This window comes from Duffyella gerundensis, from assembly GCF_001517405.1.
Classification (GTDB): Bacteria; Pseudomonadota; Gammaproteobacteria; order Enterobacterales; family Enterobacteriaceae; genus Duffyella; species Duffyella gerundensis.
The window spans coordinates 1,901,860-1,920,334 of the sequence record NZ_LN907827.1; the positions used below are offsets into that span (position 1 = coordinate 1,901,860).

The window sequence follows — 18,475 nt, forward strand, 5'->3', positions numbered from 1 at the left end:
GTGAGGCGAAGCGAGTTGCCAGAGCCAATTGTTGAGAGAAAGGTGGAGCCAATTGCGGATGTTGTACGCGGATCATCTATTAGAGCGGTTGCAGTTTTTGCAGGAGGGGTCGTTACAGCAGCGTCTGCTGAACTGCATGCAGAGCGCAATAATTGACGGCATTTTTCCGCACGGTGGGCGGCTGCCGCCAACGCGTGACATGGCCCGCGAGCTCGGGGTGTCGCGCAATACCGTATTGCATGTTTATGAAAGTTTGATGGCACAGGGCTACGTCACCGCACGCACCGGCAGTGGCACCTGGATCGCCGAAACGCTGCCGGAAACCTGCCTGCACAGCCATGCCATTGAGGAGGCTCAGCCAGCGGCGGCGCAGCTGTCAGCCACCTTATCAAAACGCGGAGCGAGTCTGCTGGGCCATGCCACGGCATCACCGTATCAGTGGGGCGCCTTTGTGCCCGGCGCGCCGGACGTCACGGAATTTCCCCACAAACTGTTCAGCCAGATTCAGGCGCGGCTGAATCGCGAGCCGGACGTGCACCGGCTGGTCTACAGCAGCGGCGGTGGCTGTCCCGATCTGCGGCATGCGCTGGCGGCTTATTTGCGCGTAGCGCGATCGGTCAGAGCCGATGCCGATCAAATTTTGATCACCGAAGGGGTGCACCAGGCGGTGGATCTGGTTACTCGCGTGCTGTGCGATCAGGGCGACCGCGTCTGGATGGAAGAGCCAGGCTACTGGGGAACGCGTAATCTGCTACGCATGAATGGCCTCACTATCCGCGCCATGGCGGTGGATGAGCAGGGCATGGTACCGGAAGTCGGGCCGCCGCCGAAGATGATATTTGTGACACCGTCACACCAATATCCGCTGGGTGTGCATCTCAGTCTTGCACGACGTAAAGCGTTGTTAAGTCTCGCAAGAAAGCATAAAAGCTGGATTGTAGAGGACGATTACGACAGTGAATTTCGTTTCTCTGGCCAGCCTTATCCGTCGTTGCAGGGACTGGAGGCGGATGCCCCGGTGATCTACATGGGCACCTTCAGTAAAACGCTTTATCCGGCGCTGCGTATCGGCTATATGGTGGTGCCAAAACAGCTGGCTGAGCCACTGCGCATCGCCGCCGCCGAGCTCTATCGCGGCGGCCATCTGTTAATTCAGCGGGCACTGGCCGAGTTCATCCGTCAGGGCCATTATATGGAGCATATTCGTCGCATGCGGTTGCTTTATCGCCAGCGGCGGCAGTTTCTCTGTCGGCTGATTGAGCGCTATCTGGGGCCGGGATTTTTACCGCCGGTGAACCATGAAGCGGGCCTGCATCTGGTGGTGCATTTACCGGCCAATTGCGATGATGTGGCGATCGCCGCGCTGGCGCTGCGCCGTGGCGTAAAAGTGCGGCCGCTTTCGCAATATTATATGCATCAGCAGGAGGCGCGCGGTCTGCTGCTGGGCTACGCCTGCGTCAATGAGAAGCAGTGCCAGGATGCGTTTGGTACCCTGAAAGCCTGTTTGACTGAGTCGGGCATTGTGGTACAGCAGCAGGGATAACGCCGGACGGCGCGGTAAAAAGGAAAGAAAAGGGCGCGAGAATGGCGGGCGCCAGCCAAAGGCCATTTTATCGTGCCATGCACTGGGCACCGTTGACGCCATCGATTTTTGCTCTGGCTTTGGCAGGAACGATTTATCACGTGAAAAGGCTGCCGTTTGCGATCGAAGCCCCCAGCGAGGCGGAATGTGATAAGCGGGCACGGTTGACTGTTGGCGAGCGTGGTTCAGCAATCTGAAAACGCTGCGCTGCCCGCTGGAAATTGAAATGGGAGGTTTCAAAACTGCCGCCATTTTCTTTTCTGGAAAAATTGGCAGCGGCAGTCAATGAAATGCCATGTCATATCGATCGGGTTAAGCAGCAACGCTGAGCAAGAAAGCCATCGCAATACGTTCGGTGTCCGTACTTCGGTTTTACACAGCGGGCGACGATCTGCAAAACATCTCGATATGCCAAAGCCGGGCTATTCGATAACGCAGCAGCGTGGCAGCGCAAGATTGAACGACAGGTGAAACAGTTGGCCAGACGTGAAGGTGAAGCGCGTTATACAATTCATATCGGCACCAATGGGCCGGAAGCAGATTGGCCACCATTGATGAGTAAATCGACCTGGCCAGTCTGGGTCAAAAACCCCGGATTTCACGTAGCGCTATCAAGGTGCGCATAATGTATATTATGTTAAATTAGCTATGCGATCGCGTACCGACAACCGGCTGAACCCCTTTAACACGATGCTTCTCTGCCCTTGCCTCTTTTCTCACTGTGGTCGACGAATGCCAATCTTTTCCACGCTGCTGTGATTGCTTCTGTCAGCTAATGTCGATGCTCATCATCTTAATGATGCTTCACCCAACCTGGTGTTCTGCTGGCGCAACGCAACGCGGTGTTCATCTTGCGCATCCTTCTGTCAACTCTGTGGTTTTCTGATTTCGCGATCTTACAGCACCGCTATCAGCGCCGTTTGCACATGCGCCGTCGTCGTGTGAATCGTCTGCGCCATCCGTTCCCGTAGGCCGACGCATTTCATTGATGGTTTTCCATCATCGCCGCCTGTTTCTTCTGCCCGCTATCGTTTCTATAGTGAACCGACTTATTAGCCTGTCGCGGCGGCACATCACCGATCGCAGAATAAAAATACCCGGAGCATCGCTATGTTTCCCTCCGCTTTACCGCGCCCGCGCCTGTTGTCACCTGCTGCTGTTCCAGGTTTGCGCTGGGGTATCATCGGCCCCGGCTGGATTGCCGATCGTTTTGCTGAGGCGCTGCGGCACCATACTCATCAGCAACTGGTTGCCGTAGCCGGACGTAACGCTGAAAAGACCCAACGTTTTGCGGAAAAATGGGCCATTCCGCAACGTTTTGACAGCGCCAGCGCGCTACTGGAGATGAAACAGCTCGATATCGTCTACATTGCCACGCCGCACAACCACCACTTTCCCGACGGCCTGCAGGCGCTGCGTGCGGGCAAAAACGTGCTGATTGAAAAGCCGCTGGCGCTAAACGCCCATGAAGGCATGGCATTAAAGCAGGAAGCAGAATCGCGCAAGCTGCTCTGTATGGAGGGCATGTGGTGCGATTTTACACCGAAATATGACGTCATTACCCAGCTGCTGCTAAACGGTGACTTAGGCGACGTTCACACACTGTTGGCCGATCATGGCCAATATTTCCCTGCCGATCACCGTATTTTCAATGCCGATCTCGCCGGTGGCCCGCTGCTGGATCTCGGCAGCTATCCGATTGCGCTTAGCGTTAAGGTCGCGGGCGGCGTGCCGGAGCAGGTTTTCGCTCAGGGTCAGGCGGCGCCACAGGGCGTCAATGGCCAGGCTTCGATGCTCTTTACCCATAGCAACGGCACGCATTCGGTGCTGAATACCACGCTATTCAGCAACACGCCGGGCCGCGCGGTGATTGGCGGCAGCGAGGCGACGCTGACACTGGACGGCCCTTTCTACGCGCCGGGTAATTTTACCCTGAGCGCCAGCCAGGGCGCGCAAACGCTGGTGTGGCAGGATGCTGGTCAGCACTATGCCCAGCTGGCGCATGAAATCGAGCACGCCGCCTGGTGCATCGGCCAGGGAATCGGTGATTCGCCGGTGCGGCCGTTATCGACCGCGCTGATGACATTGATTACCATGGATGAAGTACGTCGCCAGTTGGGCATCGTGTTCAACGAAGAGCGGCCGCACTGATTGCATACCCGTCCGCCACAGCCTGGGTTGCGCCCTCGCCTGCGATCCGCACCGGATCCGGCAAACGTGACCCCAGGCTGCCGCGTCACCACGGGTTCGGCACAGGGAAACGGAGTAATACATGGCAAAAAAGTTGACCCTGGAAAGCCTGGCCAAACGGGCTGGCGTGGGCATCGCCACGGTCGATCGGGTGCTCAACGAGCGCGGCGGCGTGTCGCCCGATACCACACGCAAGGTATTGAAAGCCGCCCGCGAGCTGGGCATCAAACGCCTGCTGCCGGAGCCTTATAAACATCCGTGGCAGATTGAAGTCTTCCTCAGCAGCAATGACTCCTTCTTTTTTAAACAGCTGGCGCACCATTTTGCTGATATTGCCAGCGCGCTCGGCTATCAGCGCGTCACCCTGCACCGCACTTTTATTCCGGAATCACAGCCGGAGAAGCTGGCCCAGCGCATCATTGACAGCAGCAAAATCCGCGACGGCCTGATGGTGTTTGCCCACGATTATCCGTTTATTCACGATGCGCTGCGCCACTGCCAGCAAACCGGCACGCCGGTGATCACACTGGCCACCGATTTGCCTGCGGCGGCGCGCCTGTGCCACGTTGGCGTCGATCAGTGCCAGGCGGGACGCACCGCCGGTCTGCTGATGAGTAAAAGCGTTCATCAGCCCGGCGATATCATTATGGTCAGCGGACGCTTTGATTACCGCGCCCATCGCCAGCGTATCAGCGGCTTTCGGGACGTTGTCAGCCAGCGCGCGCCGCAGTCGCAGCTGCGCGAAGTGCTGGCGGGTATGGATCAACGCCACACTATCCGCGCCCTGCTCGACGATTTACTGGCTGAATCGAGCCATGTCGTTGGCATCTACAACACCGGCGTCGGCAACAGCGAGATCAAAGAGGTTCTGCTGCGTCATCAGCTGCTCGGCAAATGCGTCTGGATCACGCACGAACTCTATTCTGTTACCCGCCGCCTGCTGGAGCAGGATGCGGTCAGCTTTACCCTCGACCAAAATGCGCGTCAGCATGCCCGGCTGGCGATCGATATTCTGCTGCGCCACCTGGAGAGCGGTTTTCAGCCGGTTGAGTATCAGGACGGCAACGTGGCGCTGAAAATTATCACCGCCGAAAATCTCGACTAGCGGTGCAGCTTTTCGCCCTGAGCGCAAGGCGATCTGTTGGTTTTGCGACGGAGAAAACATTCCTCGCCAGTGAGTTTGACCGGCATCGCAAAATGAAATATTTAATCTGAAATTTCATTTTATGAAAATTTTGTTTGCTTATAATCCTGTGATGTTTCATTTACCGCCGTCGCCAACAAGCATCACAGGAGCCCAACATGAAAATCGCTTTTGACGTGGATGTCATCAAAGATTTAGGTATCACGCGCATGGTCCATCAGGTGGCCGATTGGGGGTACAAATATATTGAGCAGTCGCCTCATCCGCAGATCAACCCGTTCTATAAGCACCCAAAAGCCAGCCGTGAGGTGATCACCGAATACAAAAACGCCCTGCGCGCCACCGGTGTGGAAGTCTCCTCTTTTATCGTGGTCTATCGCTGGTCCGGCCCGGATGAGATGCGTCGTCAGGCGGCGGTGACCAACTGGAAGCGCATGATTGAGATTGCGGTAGAAATGGGCGTACAGGTGATCAATACCGAGCTTTCCGGCACGCCAAACGAACCGGAAATCTGTGAAGAGATGTTTTATCGTTCGATGGAAGAGCTGCTGCCCATCGTTGAACGTGAAGGCATCCGCATCGAAATTCAGTCACATCCCTGGGATTTCTGCGAAGAGAACAATGAAACCGCCGATCTGGTGAAATCGTTCCGCAGCGAGAACGTGAAATATCTCTACAGCGTGCCGCACACCTTCTTTTACGACAAGGGCAAGGGCGATGTGAAAAGCATGCTGAACTATGCCGGAGAAGATCTTTCCCACGTGCTTATCGCCGACACCATGAACCACACCAAACATTGCCGCTACATCGTCAACCCGCCGGGCGTGGATGCGGTGGTGCATCAGCATGTTGGCGTCGGCGAAGGCGAAGTCGATTTTGATACGTTGTTTGCCACCCTGCGCGAGATGAATTTTGCCAACCGCCAGTTTAAGGTCGGGGGTGAAGCGATCATCGCCTCGTCGCTGTTTGGCTACCCGGAAAAGATGAAGTATCAGGCAGTGGAAACCCGCGAGCTGATCGAACGTCAGCTGCTGGGACGCTAATCCCTGAACCGCCCTGCGGGGCGGATTATGCTGCCTGGCGTTATGAGCGCCTTGATGTTAACGTCTTGTTGTTATTATTGTTAACGGAAAAATCATCCACGCGCTTTTTCCCTTTTGCGGCGGAATTCTTTTAACCTGTCCGTCGCTTCACGTTACACTAGCGCCACAATTTCTTTGCAGCGCCAGGCCATGACCCTTTCCCGCTCGATAATGCAACGACTCACGGCCGCGATAGCAATCGTCGCCGTGCTGTTGCTGTTTGTCGCGCCGGTGATTTCAACCAGCCTTGCGCCGCAGATGATGATGGCGGACATGCCGGAAATGGCGATGGATCAGATGATGCCTTCCCATCACGGCGACGATCACGCGGCGGGCATGATGGACCATGCGGCCATGAACGACGCGGGCTTTGCCTGCGGCTATTGTGACCTGCTGATCCATGTGCCGCTGCTGCTCTGGCTGTTTATTCCTTTTATCTGGCTGGCGCTGCTGCTGTCACGCGCACCACCGCCCGCGCCCATCGCCGCGCCACTGCTGCGACCACGTCGGCAACTCTACCGTCCGCGTGCCCCGCCGCGTCCTGCCCGCATCCTTTTAGCCTAACCGCAACGTCAGCGTGCACCTGCCGCCGCCGACCTGCGTCCTGTTTATTCTGTTAAGAGTAAAATGATGACTTCTACTGGATCCGTGCATGGCGCGCTGTTCACCCTGATTCGCCGCCTTCATTTTTACATCGGCCTGTTTGTCGCGCCGTTTATTTTTGTCGCCGCCCTGACCGGCACGCTCTATGTCCTGACACCACAAATTGAAAACGCGCTCTATGCCGATGCGCTGACCACCCAACCGCAAGGCAAAGCGCAGCCGCTGTCGGCGCAGATTGCTGCCGCGCGCGCCCATACCGGCGAGCGGGCAAAAATCTATGCGGTTCGTCCCGCTCCCGGCGCAACCGACACCACGCGCGTGCAGTTTACCCGTGCCGACTTGGGCGCATCGGAATCGCGCTCGGTGTTTATCGATCCCTACACGCTGGCGGTGAAAGGCGATATGACGGTGTACGGCACCACCGGCGTGCTGCCGTTTCGTATGTGGCTCGATCAGCTGCATCGTGGTCTGCTGCTGGGCGACGTCGGTCGCCTGTACAGCGAACTGGCCGCGTCGTGGCTGTGGATCGCCGCGTTGGGCGGCCTGATATTGTGGCTCGGCACGCGTTCCCGTCGCGTGGTGAAAAAGTCGGGTGCCCGCCACTGGCACGTCACGCTGGGACTGGTGCTGGCGGCCGGCCTGCTGTTCTTCTCCGCCACCGGCCTGACCTGGTCGCAGTGGGCAGGCAGCAATGTCGACCGGATGCGCGCCGCGCTGAACTGGATGACGCCGCAGGTTAACACCGCGCTGGATGGACGTGCTCCCGACAGCGCACCCGATCCGCATGCCGATCATAACGGTTCTTCCAGCATGCCAGGCATGGATATGAGTATGCCGATGCCCGCGGCGCCAAAAGCGCCAGCGCAGCGCAATCGCCCTGACGCCGACTGGGATCGCGTGCTGAGCAGCGCGAAGGCGGCGGGTTTGCAGTCACCTCGTCTGGAGTTGCGTCAGCCAAAAAACAGCGCGTCGGCGTGGACGGTCACCGAAGTGGATCGCAGCTGGCCATCGCATGTTGACGCGGTCGCGGTAAATCCCGAGACCTTTAGCGTTATCGATCGCGTGCGCTTCGCCGATTTCCCGCTGGTGGCGAAACTGACCCGCTGGGGCGTAGATGCTCATATGGGCGTGCTGTTTGGCCTGCCGAACCAGCTGCTACTGGCGGCGTTTGGTCTCGGGCTGTGCACGATGATCGTGCTGGGCTATCGCATGTGGTGGCAGCGTCGCCCTAAACAGAGTGAAACCAGCCCGGCGCAGACGCTGGCTGAGGCCTGGCTGCCGCTGCCGGGCTACATCAAAGCGACCAGTTTGCTGATCGCCCTCGCGCTGGGCTACGCTTTGCCGGTGATGGGTGCCAGCCTGCTGCTGTTTGTGCTGTTCGATATTCTGCGCTGGCGCGACGATCATCGCGTGGTGGATGCGTCTGTGGTCTATCCCGATACGCCTGTTGGCATTATGCGCGCCCGCTTTGCGGTGAAACGCAAAGAGATGCGCTATTTTCTGCGCTCGCTGGTGCTGCTGATATTGGTGGTGGGCACGGTGATCACCAATGCGGTAATTGGCGGAGTGGTCGATCAATACCAGATCCCGTTCAGCGACTGGACCATCACCATGTACATCATGCAGGGCCTGATGGTCGGCGTGTACAGCCTGGTGATCACCGGACTGTTATCGATTCCGCTATGGTATTTCTTCCTCGGCGAGAGCGATAAACAGGGCGAATAGCCGTCGCGTGTCAGATGATTTTTCGTATGTTACAGGGCCTTTATGGCCCTTTTTTTATCTCTGATCTCCGCCGTCCGGTGCCAGTGCGGCCTTCAGGGCCTCAATAAACAGCGTCACCCGCTGCGGCAGAAAACGCACGCTCGGCAGCACCGCCCAGACCGACAGCGACTGCGGAGTGGCATCCTGCAACGTCACTTCTTGCAGCAGGCCTGCGGCGATCTCCTGCGCGACATCCCAGCGCGTCAGCTGCGCTACGCCCAAACCCTGCACGCATAAAGCACGCACCGCCTCAACGCTGGCCGAGCTGAAACGGCCATCAACGCTGGCGCTGCTTACTTGCCCGTCAATCTCGAATGACCAGTGCAACAGGCTGGAGAGGCGCAGGCAGTGATGATCGTCTAGCTCGCGCAGGGTACGCGGTGTGCCGTGCTGCGCCAGATACGCCGGTGAGGCGCAGAGTATGCGTGGATTAGCGGAGATACGCCGCGCAATCAGTGACGAATCTCGCAGCGGCGCGACGCGTACCGCCACATCAATGCCACGGCCAACGATATCGACCACCTCGTCTGCAAGCTGTAAATCGATGCGCAGTTCGGGGTTGGCGGTCAGTAAGGCAGGAATCAACGGCAACACATGACGTCGCCCGAGGCCCGACGGCGCGGTAATGCGTAACAGGCCGCCCGCGCCTTTGGCGTCGGGCAGAAAGCGGGCTTTGGCGCTCTCTTCCGCTTCCGTCATGGCGCGGGCATAGGGAATAAACTCAGCGCCTTCCTCGGTAAGCGAAATGGCGCGCGTGGTGCGTTGAATCAGCCGCCGGCCGATCTCCTGTTCCAGCGCTGCCAGGCGACGAGACACTTTCATCGGCGCCAAATTAAGCCGTCGTGCCGCCTGCGCAAAGCTGTGGCTTTCGGTCACGACCAGAAACAGCCTGACGTCATCAATGTTCATTGGGTATCGCCTAAGGGGAAGTGTTGAGCCTCTTACGGCTCTGATCAACGCTGATTATATCCAATTTTGATATTCTGGCTTATCAGCAGCCGGGATTTTATCGTCACTGCGGGCGGATTATATTGCTGAACGAGATAAACTAATCCGGAGCGAGCATGTCCACGTCCCCTCTTTTTCACGCAGCAAAGATCAACCAGCTACAACTGACCAACCGGCTGGTGGTGGCCCCGATGACGCGCGTAAGCGCCTCGGAAGATGGCATCGCCAGTGAGCGCATGGTGCGTTACTACGAAGATTTCGCGCGCGGTGGTTTCGGCCTGACGATCAGCGAAGGCATTTACATCGATGATCAGTGGTCACAAACTTACGCCTTTCAGGCTGGCATGATTAATGCTCGTCAGGCAGAAGCCTGGCGTAAGGTCACCGACGCCGTGCACCGCCAGGGCGGAAAGATCCTGGCGCAGATCCAACACGCCGGTGCGCTTTCTCAGGGCAATCATTACCAGCACGAGACCGTTGCCCCCTCAGCCATTCAGCCGCTGGGCGAACAGCTGCCGTTTTATCGTGGTGAAGGCGATTATCCGCAGCCTCGCGCCCTGAGTGACGCTGAAATTCATCAGATTATCGACAGCTTCGCCGATGCTGCCGAACGCGCGATAAAGGATGGCGGATTCGATGGCATCGAAATTCACGGCGCCAATGGCTATCTGCTGGATCAGTTTCTCACCCGCTACACCAATCAGCGCAGCGATAAATGGGGTGGCGATACCGCCGGGCGGATGACGTTAAACCTGGCGGTGATCGCCGCGGTACGCGCACGCATTGGTGATACGGTGCCGCTGGGCATTCGTATTTCGCAGGCTAAGGTCAACGATTTTCAGCATAAATGGCAGCATGGCGAGGCGGATTCGCGCACGGTATTCAGCCTATTGGGCGATTCAGCGATTGATTATATTCATGTCACCGAGCATGAAGCCTGGCAACCGGCATTTGCGGAGAGCCCACTTTCCCTGGCGGCGCTGGCACGGCAGTTTGCGCCGGGCAAAATCCTGATCGCTAACGGTGGCCTGCATCAGGTGGATAAAGCAGAGCGGCTGCTGGATCAGGGCGCCGATCTGATCGCCCTTGGCCGTGGCGCGCTGGCTAATCACGACTGGCCGCAGCGGGTTAAAAACCAGGCACCGCTGCGCGAATTCGATCGCACCCTTCTGGCGCCGATCGCCGATATCAAAGCCAGCGAACTGCCATCCTGATGCCGTTGCCGGGCGCCGTGCTATCGCAGTCGCCCGGCAGCGATCGCCAGTAAAGAGAGAACGATCAGCGCCCCGCCTGGCGCCAGCACCACCCAACAGGCACGCTCGACATAGGGCATGCCTTCGGCCAGTAGTCGTCCCCATTCCGGCAGCGGCGGCGCGGCGCCCAAGCCTAAAAACCCCAGTGACGCCAGCGCCAGCGCAATGCCCGGCACGCGCAGCATGGCGTGGCGAAACAGCGGTCCGACCACCGCAGGCAGCAGATAACATAGCCCGGCGCGCAGTGGGCCAACGCCCAGTATCGGCAGCATCTGAACCCATGCCCGCGCCCGCGCCTCACTTAATAACGCCGCGGTATGCGCCGCCAGCGGTGCCCAGCTCACCACGATCACCGCCAACACCGCGCCGCCTGCGCTCGGTCCGGTTAACGCCGCCACAATCAGCCCGGCCATTACCGGCGGCAGTGCGTTTGCCGCCTCAATCGGGCCGCTGCAAAAACGCGGAAAAAAACCGGCCAGCAGGCCGATCAGCAGGCAAATTAGCGCGGCCACAAACGCCATCACGCAGGTATGCAGCGTGCCGTGTGCCACCCGCGCCAGTAGATCGCGGCCCATGGCATCAGCACCAAACGGCAACGCCAGCGACGGTGGCTGCAAACGCGTAAAGCCTGACAGATAGGGATCGCGCGTTAACCCGGCCAACAGCAGCAGGCAAAATAGCGCCAGGCAGAGCGCGGTCAGCCAGATTGCGCCGTGGGAAGATGGAGTGCGGTTAATGGCGGGCGTTGGCATCGCGCCGCCGCGCAGCGCCCGTCCGAGCAGAAGCTGCCGCAGTGCGCTGGTTAACAGCCCTGCCACCGCGGCCAGCAACAGCATAATCAGCACGCCCGCCTGCAATGCGGGCAGATCCTGCGCCGCGGCAGCGCCGAGCGTGGCGCGACCGATGCCCGGAATGGCAAAGACTTTTTCCACCGCAATGGCGCCGCCGGTCATCGAAACCAACACCAGGCTCAGCAGCGGCAGCACGCCCGGCAAAGCCCGCGTTAGCAGCGCCAACAGCAGATGACGACGTGCAATGCCAGCCACGCTCCAGGTCAACAGCCATTTTTCGTTCAGCGATTCACTCAAGGCATCAGCAAAAATTCGTCCCAGATAGCCACCGGCCGGAATCCCCAGCGCCAGCGCAGGCAGGATCACATGCTGCACGCCCTGCCAGCCGTAAGGTGGCAGCCAGCGCAGCCATACCGCGCCGACGATCAGCAACACGGTGGCCAGCAGAAACTCCGGCAAGGTGGTCAGCGTCGCCGCCGCGATGCCTGAAGAGACCCGCGGTTTTCCATGCAGGCCGCGCCACAATACCGGCAGGCAGAGTGCCGCCGCCAGCACGGCGGCAACCAGCGCCGCCGCAGCCATCAGGGTTAACGAGACGCCGGCAGCCTGTAACATGCCGGGCAGCACAGGCCGACCGGAAACCCACGACACGCCCGCATCGCCCTGCAGCAGCTGCCACAGCCAGTGGCCAAACAGCGACAGCGGGCCACGATCGAGGCCCAACGACTGACGAATCGCCGTCAGGGTTTCCGCCGTCGCCTCCTGCTCGCCGGAACGGGCGCGCAGCAGCGCCAGTGCCGGGTCGCTGCCGGAAAGCCAGGGCAACATGCCCACGATCAGCAGAATGCCAAAGAAGGTCAGCAACCTGGAGAGCAAAGTTAGCCGGTGCGGCGTACGCACAAGCGTGGCGCAGGTACGGCAGTAAAGGGATTCACTCATGGCGCGGTGGGCACCAGAACGGTGGCTTCATCGATCAACATGCGCTCACGCGGATCGCGCAGCGCACCGTGCAGCTGCGGATTTTCGCCCTGAATTACCCGCTCATGCAGCAGCGGGATCGCCGCGTCGCTGGCCAGAATCAGCTGTTCAGCAGCCACGATCGCCTTACGACGCGCGGTGCCCGCTGGCAGAGCCGCAGCCTGCTCCAGCGCGCGGTCGATGGCCGGGCGGCAGAGCTGAGCAATGTTAAAGGATCCTTTGCAGCTGAAATCGCTGTAAAGATAGGCGACCGGATCGCCGGAATCGAGCACCGTGGCGCGCGAGAGAATAAAGGCATCAAACTTACCGGCCAGCGCATCCGCCTCAATTTGCGCATATTCACGCACCACCTGCTTAACGGTAAAACCGGCGGCGGTCAGCTGTTGTGCCAGATAGACCGCCACTTCAGGCAGCTCCGCGCGGTCACTGAAGGTGGCCAGCGTAATGGTCTGGCCCTGCGGCGCGCGCACGGGCGTCGGTTCGCTTACCGGCTGGCGTAATTCTGCTGCCCACGGCAGAGCCGGGCCAAGCAGACCCTGCGCCACATCGGCACGTTTTTCGTAGACGTTATCAACCAGCTGCTGGCGATTGACCGCATTACGCACCGCGGCACGCAGCCCGGCGTCGTGGAATGGCCCGGTTTTACTGTTCAGGTAGAGCGTATTGGTGCGCGGCATCGGGACTTCATGCACCATGGCGGGATCGAGCAGCGCCACCTGAGAAACCGGAATCGCCTCGACGATATCTGCCGTACCGGTGCGCAAGGCCGCCGCCCGTGCCGTGCCGTCGGGCACAAAGCTGACGTCAATGCCTGCGGCCTGCGCTTTGTTGCCCCAGTAATCGGCATTGCGATCGAGCGTGGCGCCGCTGGTGCCATTAATGCGTTTCAGCACAAAGGGTCCGCTGCCGGCGTTAAGCGGATTGATGATCCCTTTCTCACCGTAGGCCGCCTGCGACAGGATCGCCAGCTGCGGGCTGGAGAGCCGCTGCGGCAACAGCGGATCCGCCGTTGCGGTGGAAACGATCACCGCGTTATCACCGTCGGCGCGCACCTGCAGATCCACGCCGTCCAGAATGCGTGGCTTTGGCGCATACGCCGCGGCGGTACTCAGCGCGTTGACGACTGCCGCCGCATTCAACGGCGTGCCATCATGAAAACGCACCCCCTGACGCAGCGTCAGCCGCCAGGCATGGTTCTTAAGCGGTTCCCATCGCGTTGCCAGCCCCGGCTGCGCATCGCCCGCCGCATCAAGTACGATCAGGGTTTCCGCCGTACGCCAGCGTGACAGTTTAAACGCGTCGTCACTGAGCGGCGTCAGCCCGGAACGCGGCGGCTGCAGCATAGCGAGATGAATTCGCCCTTGCCGATCCTGTGATGAATCAGACTCATTAAAGCAGCCCGCCAGCAGCGTGCCGAGCGTCAGTATCAGGGCCGGGCGCAGAAGCGATGTCATGGAAATATCCTTATAGTGAAATAACGGGGATCGCCTGCAGAAGCTGGCAGGTTTGTGGATGGTGCGGTGCAGCAAGCAGATCGTTGGTAGCACGATCTTCGACGATCTCACCGGCGTGCATCACCAACAGGCGATCGCACAGCCCGGCCAGCGCCGAGAAATCATGTGACACCATCAGCAGGCCCATGCCCTGTTCGCGCGTCAGCCGCTGCAACAGACCTTTCATTTGCTCACGCAACGGCAGGTCGAGGCCACTAACCGGTTCATCAGCCAGTAAAAAACGCGGCTCTGGTGCCAGCGCCCGGGCAATCGCCACCCGTTGCGCCTGGCCGCCGGAGAGCTGCCCCGCCGGTACATGCAACAGCGTGCGCGGCAGCTGCACCCGATCGCACAGTTCCGCGACCCGCTGGTGCACGTTTTGCAGGCCGAGCAAATGATGCAGCGGTTCGGCAATCAGCTGCGCCACGCTGTGATGTGGTGCCAGCGCACTGGCGGGATCCTGCGGAATGTATTGCACGCGGCGTCGATACCAGGCAAGTGACGCCACCGAGGCCGGGGCGATCGCCCTGCCTTCACAGCTCATCGCGCCGCGGTCGGCTGCGTCCAGCGCCAGCATCACTTTTAACAACGAGGTTTTTCCGCTGCCGGAGGCGCCTACCAGGCCAACGGTTTCCTGGGATTGCAGACGGAGCGATATCTGATTGAGGATCGGCGCGGCTGGTAAATGGCGCTGCCAGAAAGATCGCGGCGCAAAGCGGCTGATATTATCCAGATGAATAAAATCGTTGATGATCATCCGGCCAGCGCCTGCCGCGCGGTGAGGATCAGATCGCTGTTCTGACGCGCCGCGGCGATCAGCGTGCGGGTAAAGGGCTGTTGCGGCGACCGTAAGATGCGCTGCATGCTGCCGTTTTCGATCGCCACGCCCTGCTCCAGGATCACTACCCGCTGGCAGAGCCGCGCGGCCACGGCAATATCGTGCGTAATAAACAGCAGCGCCTGCTTGCCTTGCTGCAACAACGTGGTCACCTGCTGTTGTGCCACGACGTCCAGCGCGGTGGTCGGCTCATCGGCGACCAACACATTACTGCTGCTCAGCAGCGCCATCAGCGCACAGATACGCTGACGCTGACCGCCTGATAGCTCGCCAGGATAGCGATCGCCCAGACCATGCAGGCCTGCGGCATCAAGCAGCGTGCTCAGGCTGCCCTGCTGCGCGCTGCCCGCCACCCATTTCAGCTGTTTAGCCACCGTAAAAAGAGGATGCAGCGCCGAAGCAGAATCCTGAAAGATCGCTGCTACCCGGCCCGCGGTACTGCGCTGTAACGCAGGCTGGTGGGCAACATCGATGCCATTAACCAGAATCTCACCGCTAACCGTGATGCCTGGCGGCAGCGTGCCGGTTAATGCCTGCGCCGTCAGCGATTTCCCACTGCCTGACGCACCCAACAGGCAGAGCCGTTCTCCGGCGTACAGCAGAAAACTGAGATCGTCGATCAAGATTTTTTGCCCTGCGTGGAGGGTCAGATTGTTAACCTGTAAAACAGGCTGCTCAGAAAGGATCATGGTTACGGTGACGAAAGGTTACGATTATTATGTTATAACATAACATATCAAGACATTACCAGCTGATGCAAAACATTTCTCGCTGCGCCTGTTTGCCTTGATTAGCTGAAAAGTCACTGAACTGCGAAGATTTTTAGCGTTAGCCCGGCACAGAGTGCGAAGTTATTTAGGCGGTAAAATTTAGAATGTCCGTTTTCCCTGTAAACGGAATAACCATGAACGACGTTATCAACACTTTTGTCACGCACCGCAGCGAACGCAGCTATCTCGACAAAGCGATCCCGGAAGATATCCTCACTAATATTATCGAATCCGCTTATCACGCACCCACCTCCGTGCACTCGCAGCAGATCTCGTTGATCGTCACCCGCGATAAAGCCACCAAAGAGAAACTGGCGGCACTGTGCGGTGGCCAGCCGTGGATTGCGCAGGCGCCAGTATTTATTACCTTTGTGATCGACCTGCATAAATCAGCGGAAGGCATCAAGCTGACTGGCGAACAGCAAATTGCCCATGAAAGCATCGAAAGCATCGTTTCCGGTAGCCTCGACGCCGGTATCGCCTTGGGTACCGCCATGGCGGCAGCCCGGGCGCAGGGTCTGGGCATTGTGCCGATTGGCGGCCTGCGTCGCGATCCGCAGGCGGTTGCCGAACTGCTGAACCTGCCGCCGCTGACCTTCCCGGTGAATGGTCTGGTGCTGGGTTACGTGGATGAACCGGCTGAGCTTAAGCCGCGTCTGCCGATGGCCACTTTCCGCCATGAAGAGCGCTACAGCAGCGAAAACCTGCTGGAGAACATTCAGGCGCACAATCAGCAGCTGACCGATCACTGGCAGGCGATTGGCCGTGACGGCGGTGAGGACTGGAGCCACACCGTTGCCAACTACTACAAAAATATCTACTTCCCGGCGGTGCGTCCTGCTCTGCTGAAGCAAGGTTTTGGCATCGATAAGTAATCTCCACGGGCGGTGCCGAGTGCCGCCCGTTTTGTTGTCATCTTTTTCAGGCAGGCTGTGCCTGTTTTCCGGCGGGATATTCCCGCCGCTTTGTTATGGGAATAATCTATGGTGCATTCTGATCAACCGGTGCAAAAGCCTGCATGGGGCGCCGTGTTCGCCATGTCGTTTGGCGTTTTTGGCCTGATTACCGCCGAGTTTCTGCCGGTGAGCCTGCTGACGCCCATTGCCGACAGCCTACAGGTCACCGAAGGCCAGGCGGGACAGACCGTCACGGTTACCGCCCTGATGGCGCTGTTTACCAGTTTGGTGATTTCGCTGGCGACGCGCCGCATCGATCGCCGCTGGGTGCTGCTGGGTTTCTCGTTGATTCTGGTGGCCTCGAACCTGCTGGTGGCCTTTGCCGACAATCTGCATGTGATTCTGGCCGGACGCCTGCTGCTGGGTATCGCCATTGGCGGCTTCTGGACGCTTTCGACCGCGACAGCCATGCGGCTGGTGCCTGCCGATCAGGTGCCGAAAGCGCTGTCGATCATCTTCAGCGGCGTGTCGCTGGCAACGATCATCGCCACGCCGTTGGGCAGTTTCCTCGGCGATATCATCGGCTGGCGCAATATCTTCCTGCTGACCGCGCTGCTGGGCGGCCTGGCGTTTATCTGGCAGTTTTTCTCGCTGCCAGCGATGCCCGCCGATCGCGAAAAACGGCATGGCAGCATGCTGTCGGTGCTGATGCGTCCCGGTATGCGCTGGGGCATGGTGGCGATCATTATGCTGTTCACCGGCCACTTCGCCTTTTTCACCTACCTGCGCCCTTTTCTTGAAACCGTGGCGCAGGTCAATGTGCACGCCCTGTCGCTGATCCTGCTGGCCTTTGGCGTGGCAAACTTTGTTGGCACTTCGCTGGCCGGTTATCTGCTGATGCGTAATCTGCATCTGACGCTGGGCGGCACCACGCTGCTGATGGGCATCATGGCGATTTTGCTGGCGGTGTTTGGGCATAATTCACTGCTGGATGGCCTGTGCATTGCACTGTGGGGCATGGCGTTTGGCGCGATTCCGGTTGGCTGGTCAACCTGGATCACCCGTACCGTGCCTGACGAAGCGGAAACCGGCGGCGGCCTGTTGGTTGCCACTATTCAGCTCGCCATTACGGTGGGTGCTGCGGCCGGAGGCTGGGTATTTGATGCCAACGGCGCACGCGGCGTGTTCTTTGCCAGCAGCGTGCTGATCCTGCTCGCCTCGATGACCATTTTTACCCGCTTACGCCAGCGCGCCTGAGCATTGTGCGGCCTCTTTCGGGGCCGCGTGAAAGAAATTGATATAAAGACGATGTTGTTGAATGGTTGAAAGCGGCGTTAACTGAGTCAGTGATCGTTAACACGGGCAAGGCTGTTGCCCCGTTTACCGGAGGCAAAATGATTATTGCCCAGATTTCAGATATCCATGCAGCCGCTGACAACGACAACCTGCAGCGTCTTGAGCGGGCTCTCGCCTGGCTGGCAACGCTGGCGCCCGATGCGCTGGTGCTCACCGGCGATCTGGCGGATAACCGCCACTGCGGGCACGACCTGCTCGCCACCTGCCTTAACGCCGTGCCCTGGCCGCTGTTTATCCTGCCCGGCAATGCCGATAACCGCGATCGGCTGCGCGCCACGTGGCCCGAGCGATTCGCTGACAAGCGGCCTGCGCTGCACTTCACCGCGAACATCGGCGGCATCCGTCTGATTGGCCTGGATTCCACGCTGGAAAACAGCGATGCGGGCAGCGTTGCCGCGCATCTCGGCTGGCTTGACCAGGCGCTGAACGCGTCGCCTGCTCTGCCATCCATCCTGTTTTTACACCATCACCTTTTTCTTTGTGGCATTCCGGGCATCGATAATAGCATCTGTCACGATCGGCGGCAGCTTGAAACGCTGCTGCGTAACAGTATGCGACCGCCGTTGGCTATCGCCTGCGGGCATGTTCATCGCCCAATGATGAGCCTGTTTGCCGGGATTCCCGCTTACGTCTGCGGATCGGTTTGTGCGGCCAACCCGCTGTGGTTTGGCGCCGATACGGTGCCGCCGGTTAACGATCCGGTTTATCTGCTGATTCATCGCTTCAATGATGGCGAGCTGGTGAGTTACCACGTTGCGGTTTAACGCCGCGGCAGCCAGCTTGCTCT

The 18,475-nt window shown here is 59.3% G+C and carries 15 protein-coding genes; 10 read left to right on the forward strand and 5 right to left on the reverse strand.

The genetic code is table 11. The annotated features are described in order from the left end of the window. Positions 1-52: 52 nt before the first annotated feature. The 6 genes from pdxR (at position 53) to EM595_RS08855 (ending at position 8,326) form a co-directional block, all read left to right on the forward strand. The gene (gene pdxR / locus EM595_RS08825; RefSeq protein ID WP_187487664.1) at positions 53-1,543 is read left to right on the forward strand and encodes a MocR-like pyridoxine biosynthesis transcription factor PdxR; all 1,491 of its coding nucleotides are present in this window, start codon (positions 53-55) and stop codon (positions 1,541-1,543) included. Positions 1,544-2,692: 1,149 nt separating this feature from the next. Further along, positions 2,693-3,733 (forward strand): Gfo/Idh/MocA family protein, encoded by a 1,041-nt coding sequence (locus EM595_RS08835; protein ID WP_067430531.1) that lies wholly within the window; start codon positions 2,693-2,695, stop codon positions 3,731-3,733. Between the two features lie 121 nt (positions 3,734-3,854). Then, positions 3,855-4,877 (forward strand): LacI family DNA-binding transcriptional regulator, encoded by a 1,023-nt coding sequence (locus EM595_RS08840; protein WP_067430534.1) that lies wholly within the window; start codon positions 3,855-3,857, stop codon positions 4,875-4,877. Positions 4,878-5,074: 197 nt separating this feature from the next. Next, on the forward strand, positions 5,075-5,959 hold the full coding sequence (locus EM595_RS08845; protein ID WP_067430536.1) for a sugar phosphate isomerase/epimerase family protein: 885 nt from the start codon (positions 5,075-5,077) through the stop codon (positions 5,957-5,959). A gap of 210 nt (positions 5,960-6,169) precedes the next feature. Further along, positions 6,170-6,562, forward strand: a complete 393-nt coding sequence (locus tag EM595_RS08850) for a DUF2946 domain-containing protein (RefSeq protein WP_231938701.1) — start codon at positions 6,170-6,172, stop codon at positions 6,560-6,562. A 63-nt stretch (positions 6,563-6,625) separates the two neighbouring features. Next, entirely contained in the window at positions 6,626-8,326 is a 1,701-nt protein-coding gene (locus EM595_RS08855) for a DUF2534 family protein (protein WP_157883859.1), read from the forward strand. 54 nt (positions 8,327-8,380) lie between these two features. Here EM595_RS08855 and EM595_RS08860 read toward each other — a convergent pair whose 3' ends face one another. After that, on the reverse strand, positions 8,381-9,274 hold the full coding sequence (locus tag EM595_RS08860; protein ID WP_067430548.1) for a LysR family transcriptional regulator: 894 nt from the start codon (positions 9,272-9,274) through the stop codon (positions 8,381-8,383). A 155-nt stretch (positions 9,275-9,429) separates the two neighbouring features. Here EM595_RS08860 and EM595_RS08865 point away from each other — a divergent pair, with 155 nt between their 5' ends. Beyond that, the gene (locus tag EM595_RS08865; protein WP_067430551.1) at positions 9,430-10,527 is read left to right on the forward strand and encodes an oxidoreductase; all 1,098 of its coding nucleotides are present in this window, start codon (positions 9,430-9,432) and stop codon (positions 10,525-10,527) included. 20 nt (positions 10,528-10,547) lie between these two features. Here EM595_RS08865 and EM595_RS08870 read toward each other — a convergent pair whose 3' ends face one another. The 4 genes from EM595_RS08870 to EM595_RS08885 are packed head-to-tail and all read right to left on the reverse strand — an operon-like array spanning position 10,548 to position 15,289. Beyond that, complete coding sequence (locus tag EM595_RS08870; protein ID WP_067430554.1) at positions 10,548-12,296, reverse strand: ABC transporter permease subunit; 1,749 nt, start codon at positions 12,294-12,296, stop codon at positions 10,548-10,550. Then, on the reverse strand, positions 12,293-13,789 hold the full coding sequence (locus EM595_RS08875) for an ABC transporter substrate-binding protein (RefSeq protein WP_082691655.1): 1,497 nt from the start codon (positions 13,787-13,789) through the stop codon (positions 12,293-12,295). The genes EM595_RS08870 and EM595_RS08875 overlap by 4 nt, the downstream gene beginning before the upstream one ends. A 10-nt stretch (positions 13,790-13,799) precedes the next feature. Further along, positions 13,800-14,585 carry an ABC transporter ATP-binding protein gene (locus EM595_RS08880; protein ID WP_067430557.1) on the reverse strand — a complete coding sequence of 262 codons (786 nt, stop codon included), beginning with the start codon at positions 14,583-14,585 and terminating at the stop codon, positions 13,800-13,802. After that, on the reverse strand, positions 14,582-15,289 hold the full coding sequence (locus EM595_RS08885) for an ATP-binding cassette domain-containing protein (RefSeq protein WP_231938702.1): 708 nt from the start codon (positions 15,287-15,289) through the stop codon (positions 14,582-14,584). The genes EM595_RS08880 and EM595_RS08885 overlap by 4 nt, the downstream gene beginning before the upstream one ends. Positions 15,290-15,570: 281 nt before the next feature. On the opposite strand from EM595_RS08885, the gene EM595_RS08890 reads away from it, so the two are divergent. The 3 genes from EM595_RS08890 (at position 15,571) to EM595_RS08900 (ending at position 18,452) form a co-directional block, all read left to right on the forward strand. Beyond that, entirely contained in the window at positions 15,571-16,311 is a 741-nt protein-coding gene (locus EM595_RS08890; protein WP_067430563.1) for an NADPH-dependent oxidoreductase, read from the forward strand. A gap of 108 nt (positions 16,312-16,419) precedes the next feature. Continuing rightward, positions 16,420-17,589, forward strand: a complete 1,170-nt coding sequence (locus EM595_RS08895) for an MFS transporter (RefSeq protein ID WP_067430565.1) — start codon at positions 16,420-16,422, stop codon at positions 17,587-17,589. Positions 17,590-17,726: 137 nt separating this feature from the next. Continuing rightward, the gene (locus EM595_RS08900) at positions 17,727-18,452 is read left to right on the forward strand and encodes a metallophosphoesterase (protein ID WP_067430568.1); all 726 of its coding nucleotides are present in this window, start codon (positions 17,727-17,729) and stop codon (positions 18,450-18,452) included. Positions 18,453-18,475 lie beyond the last annotated feature (23 nt).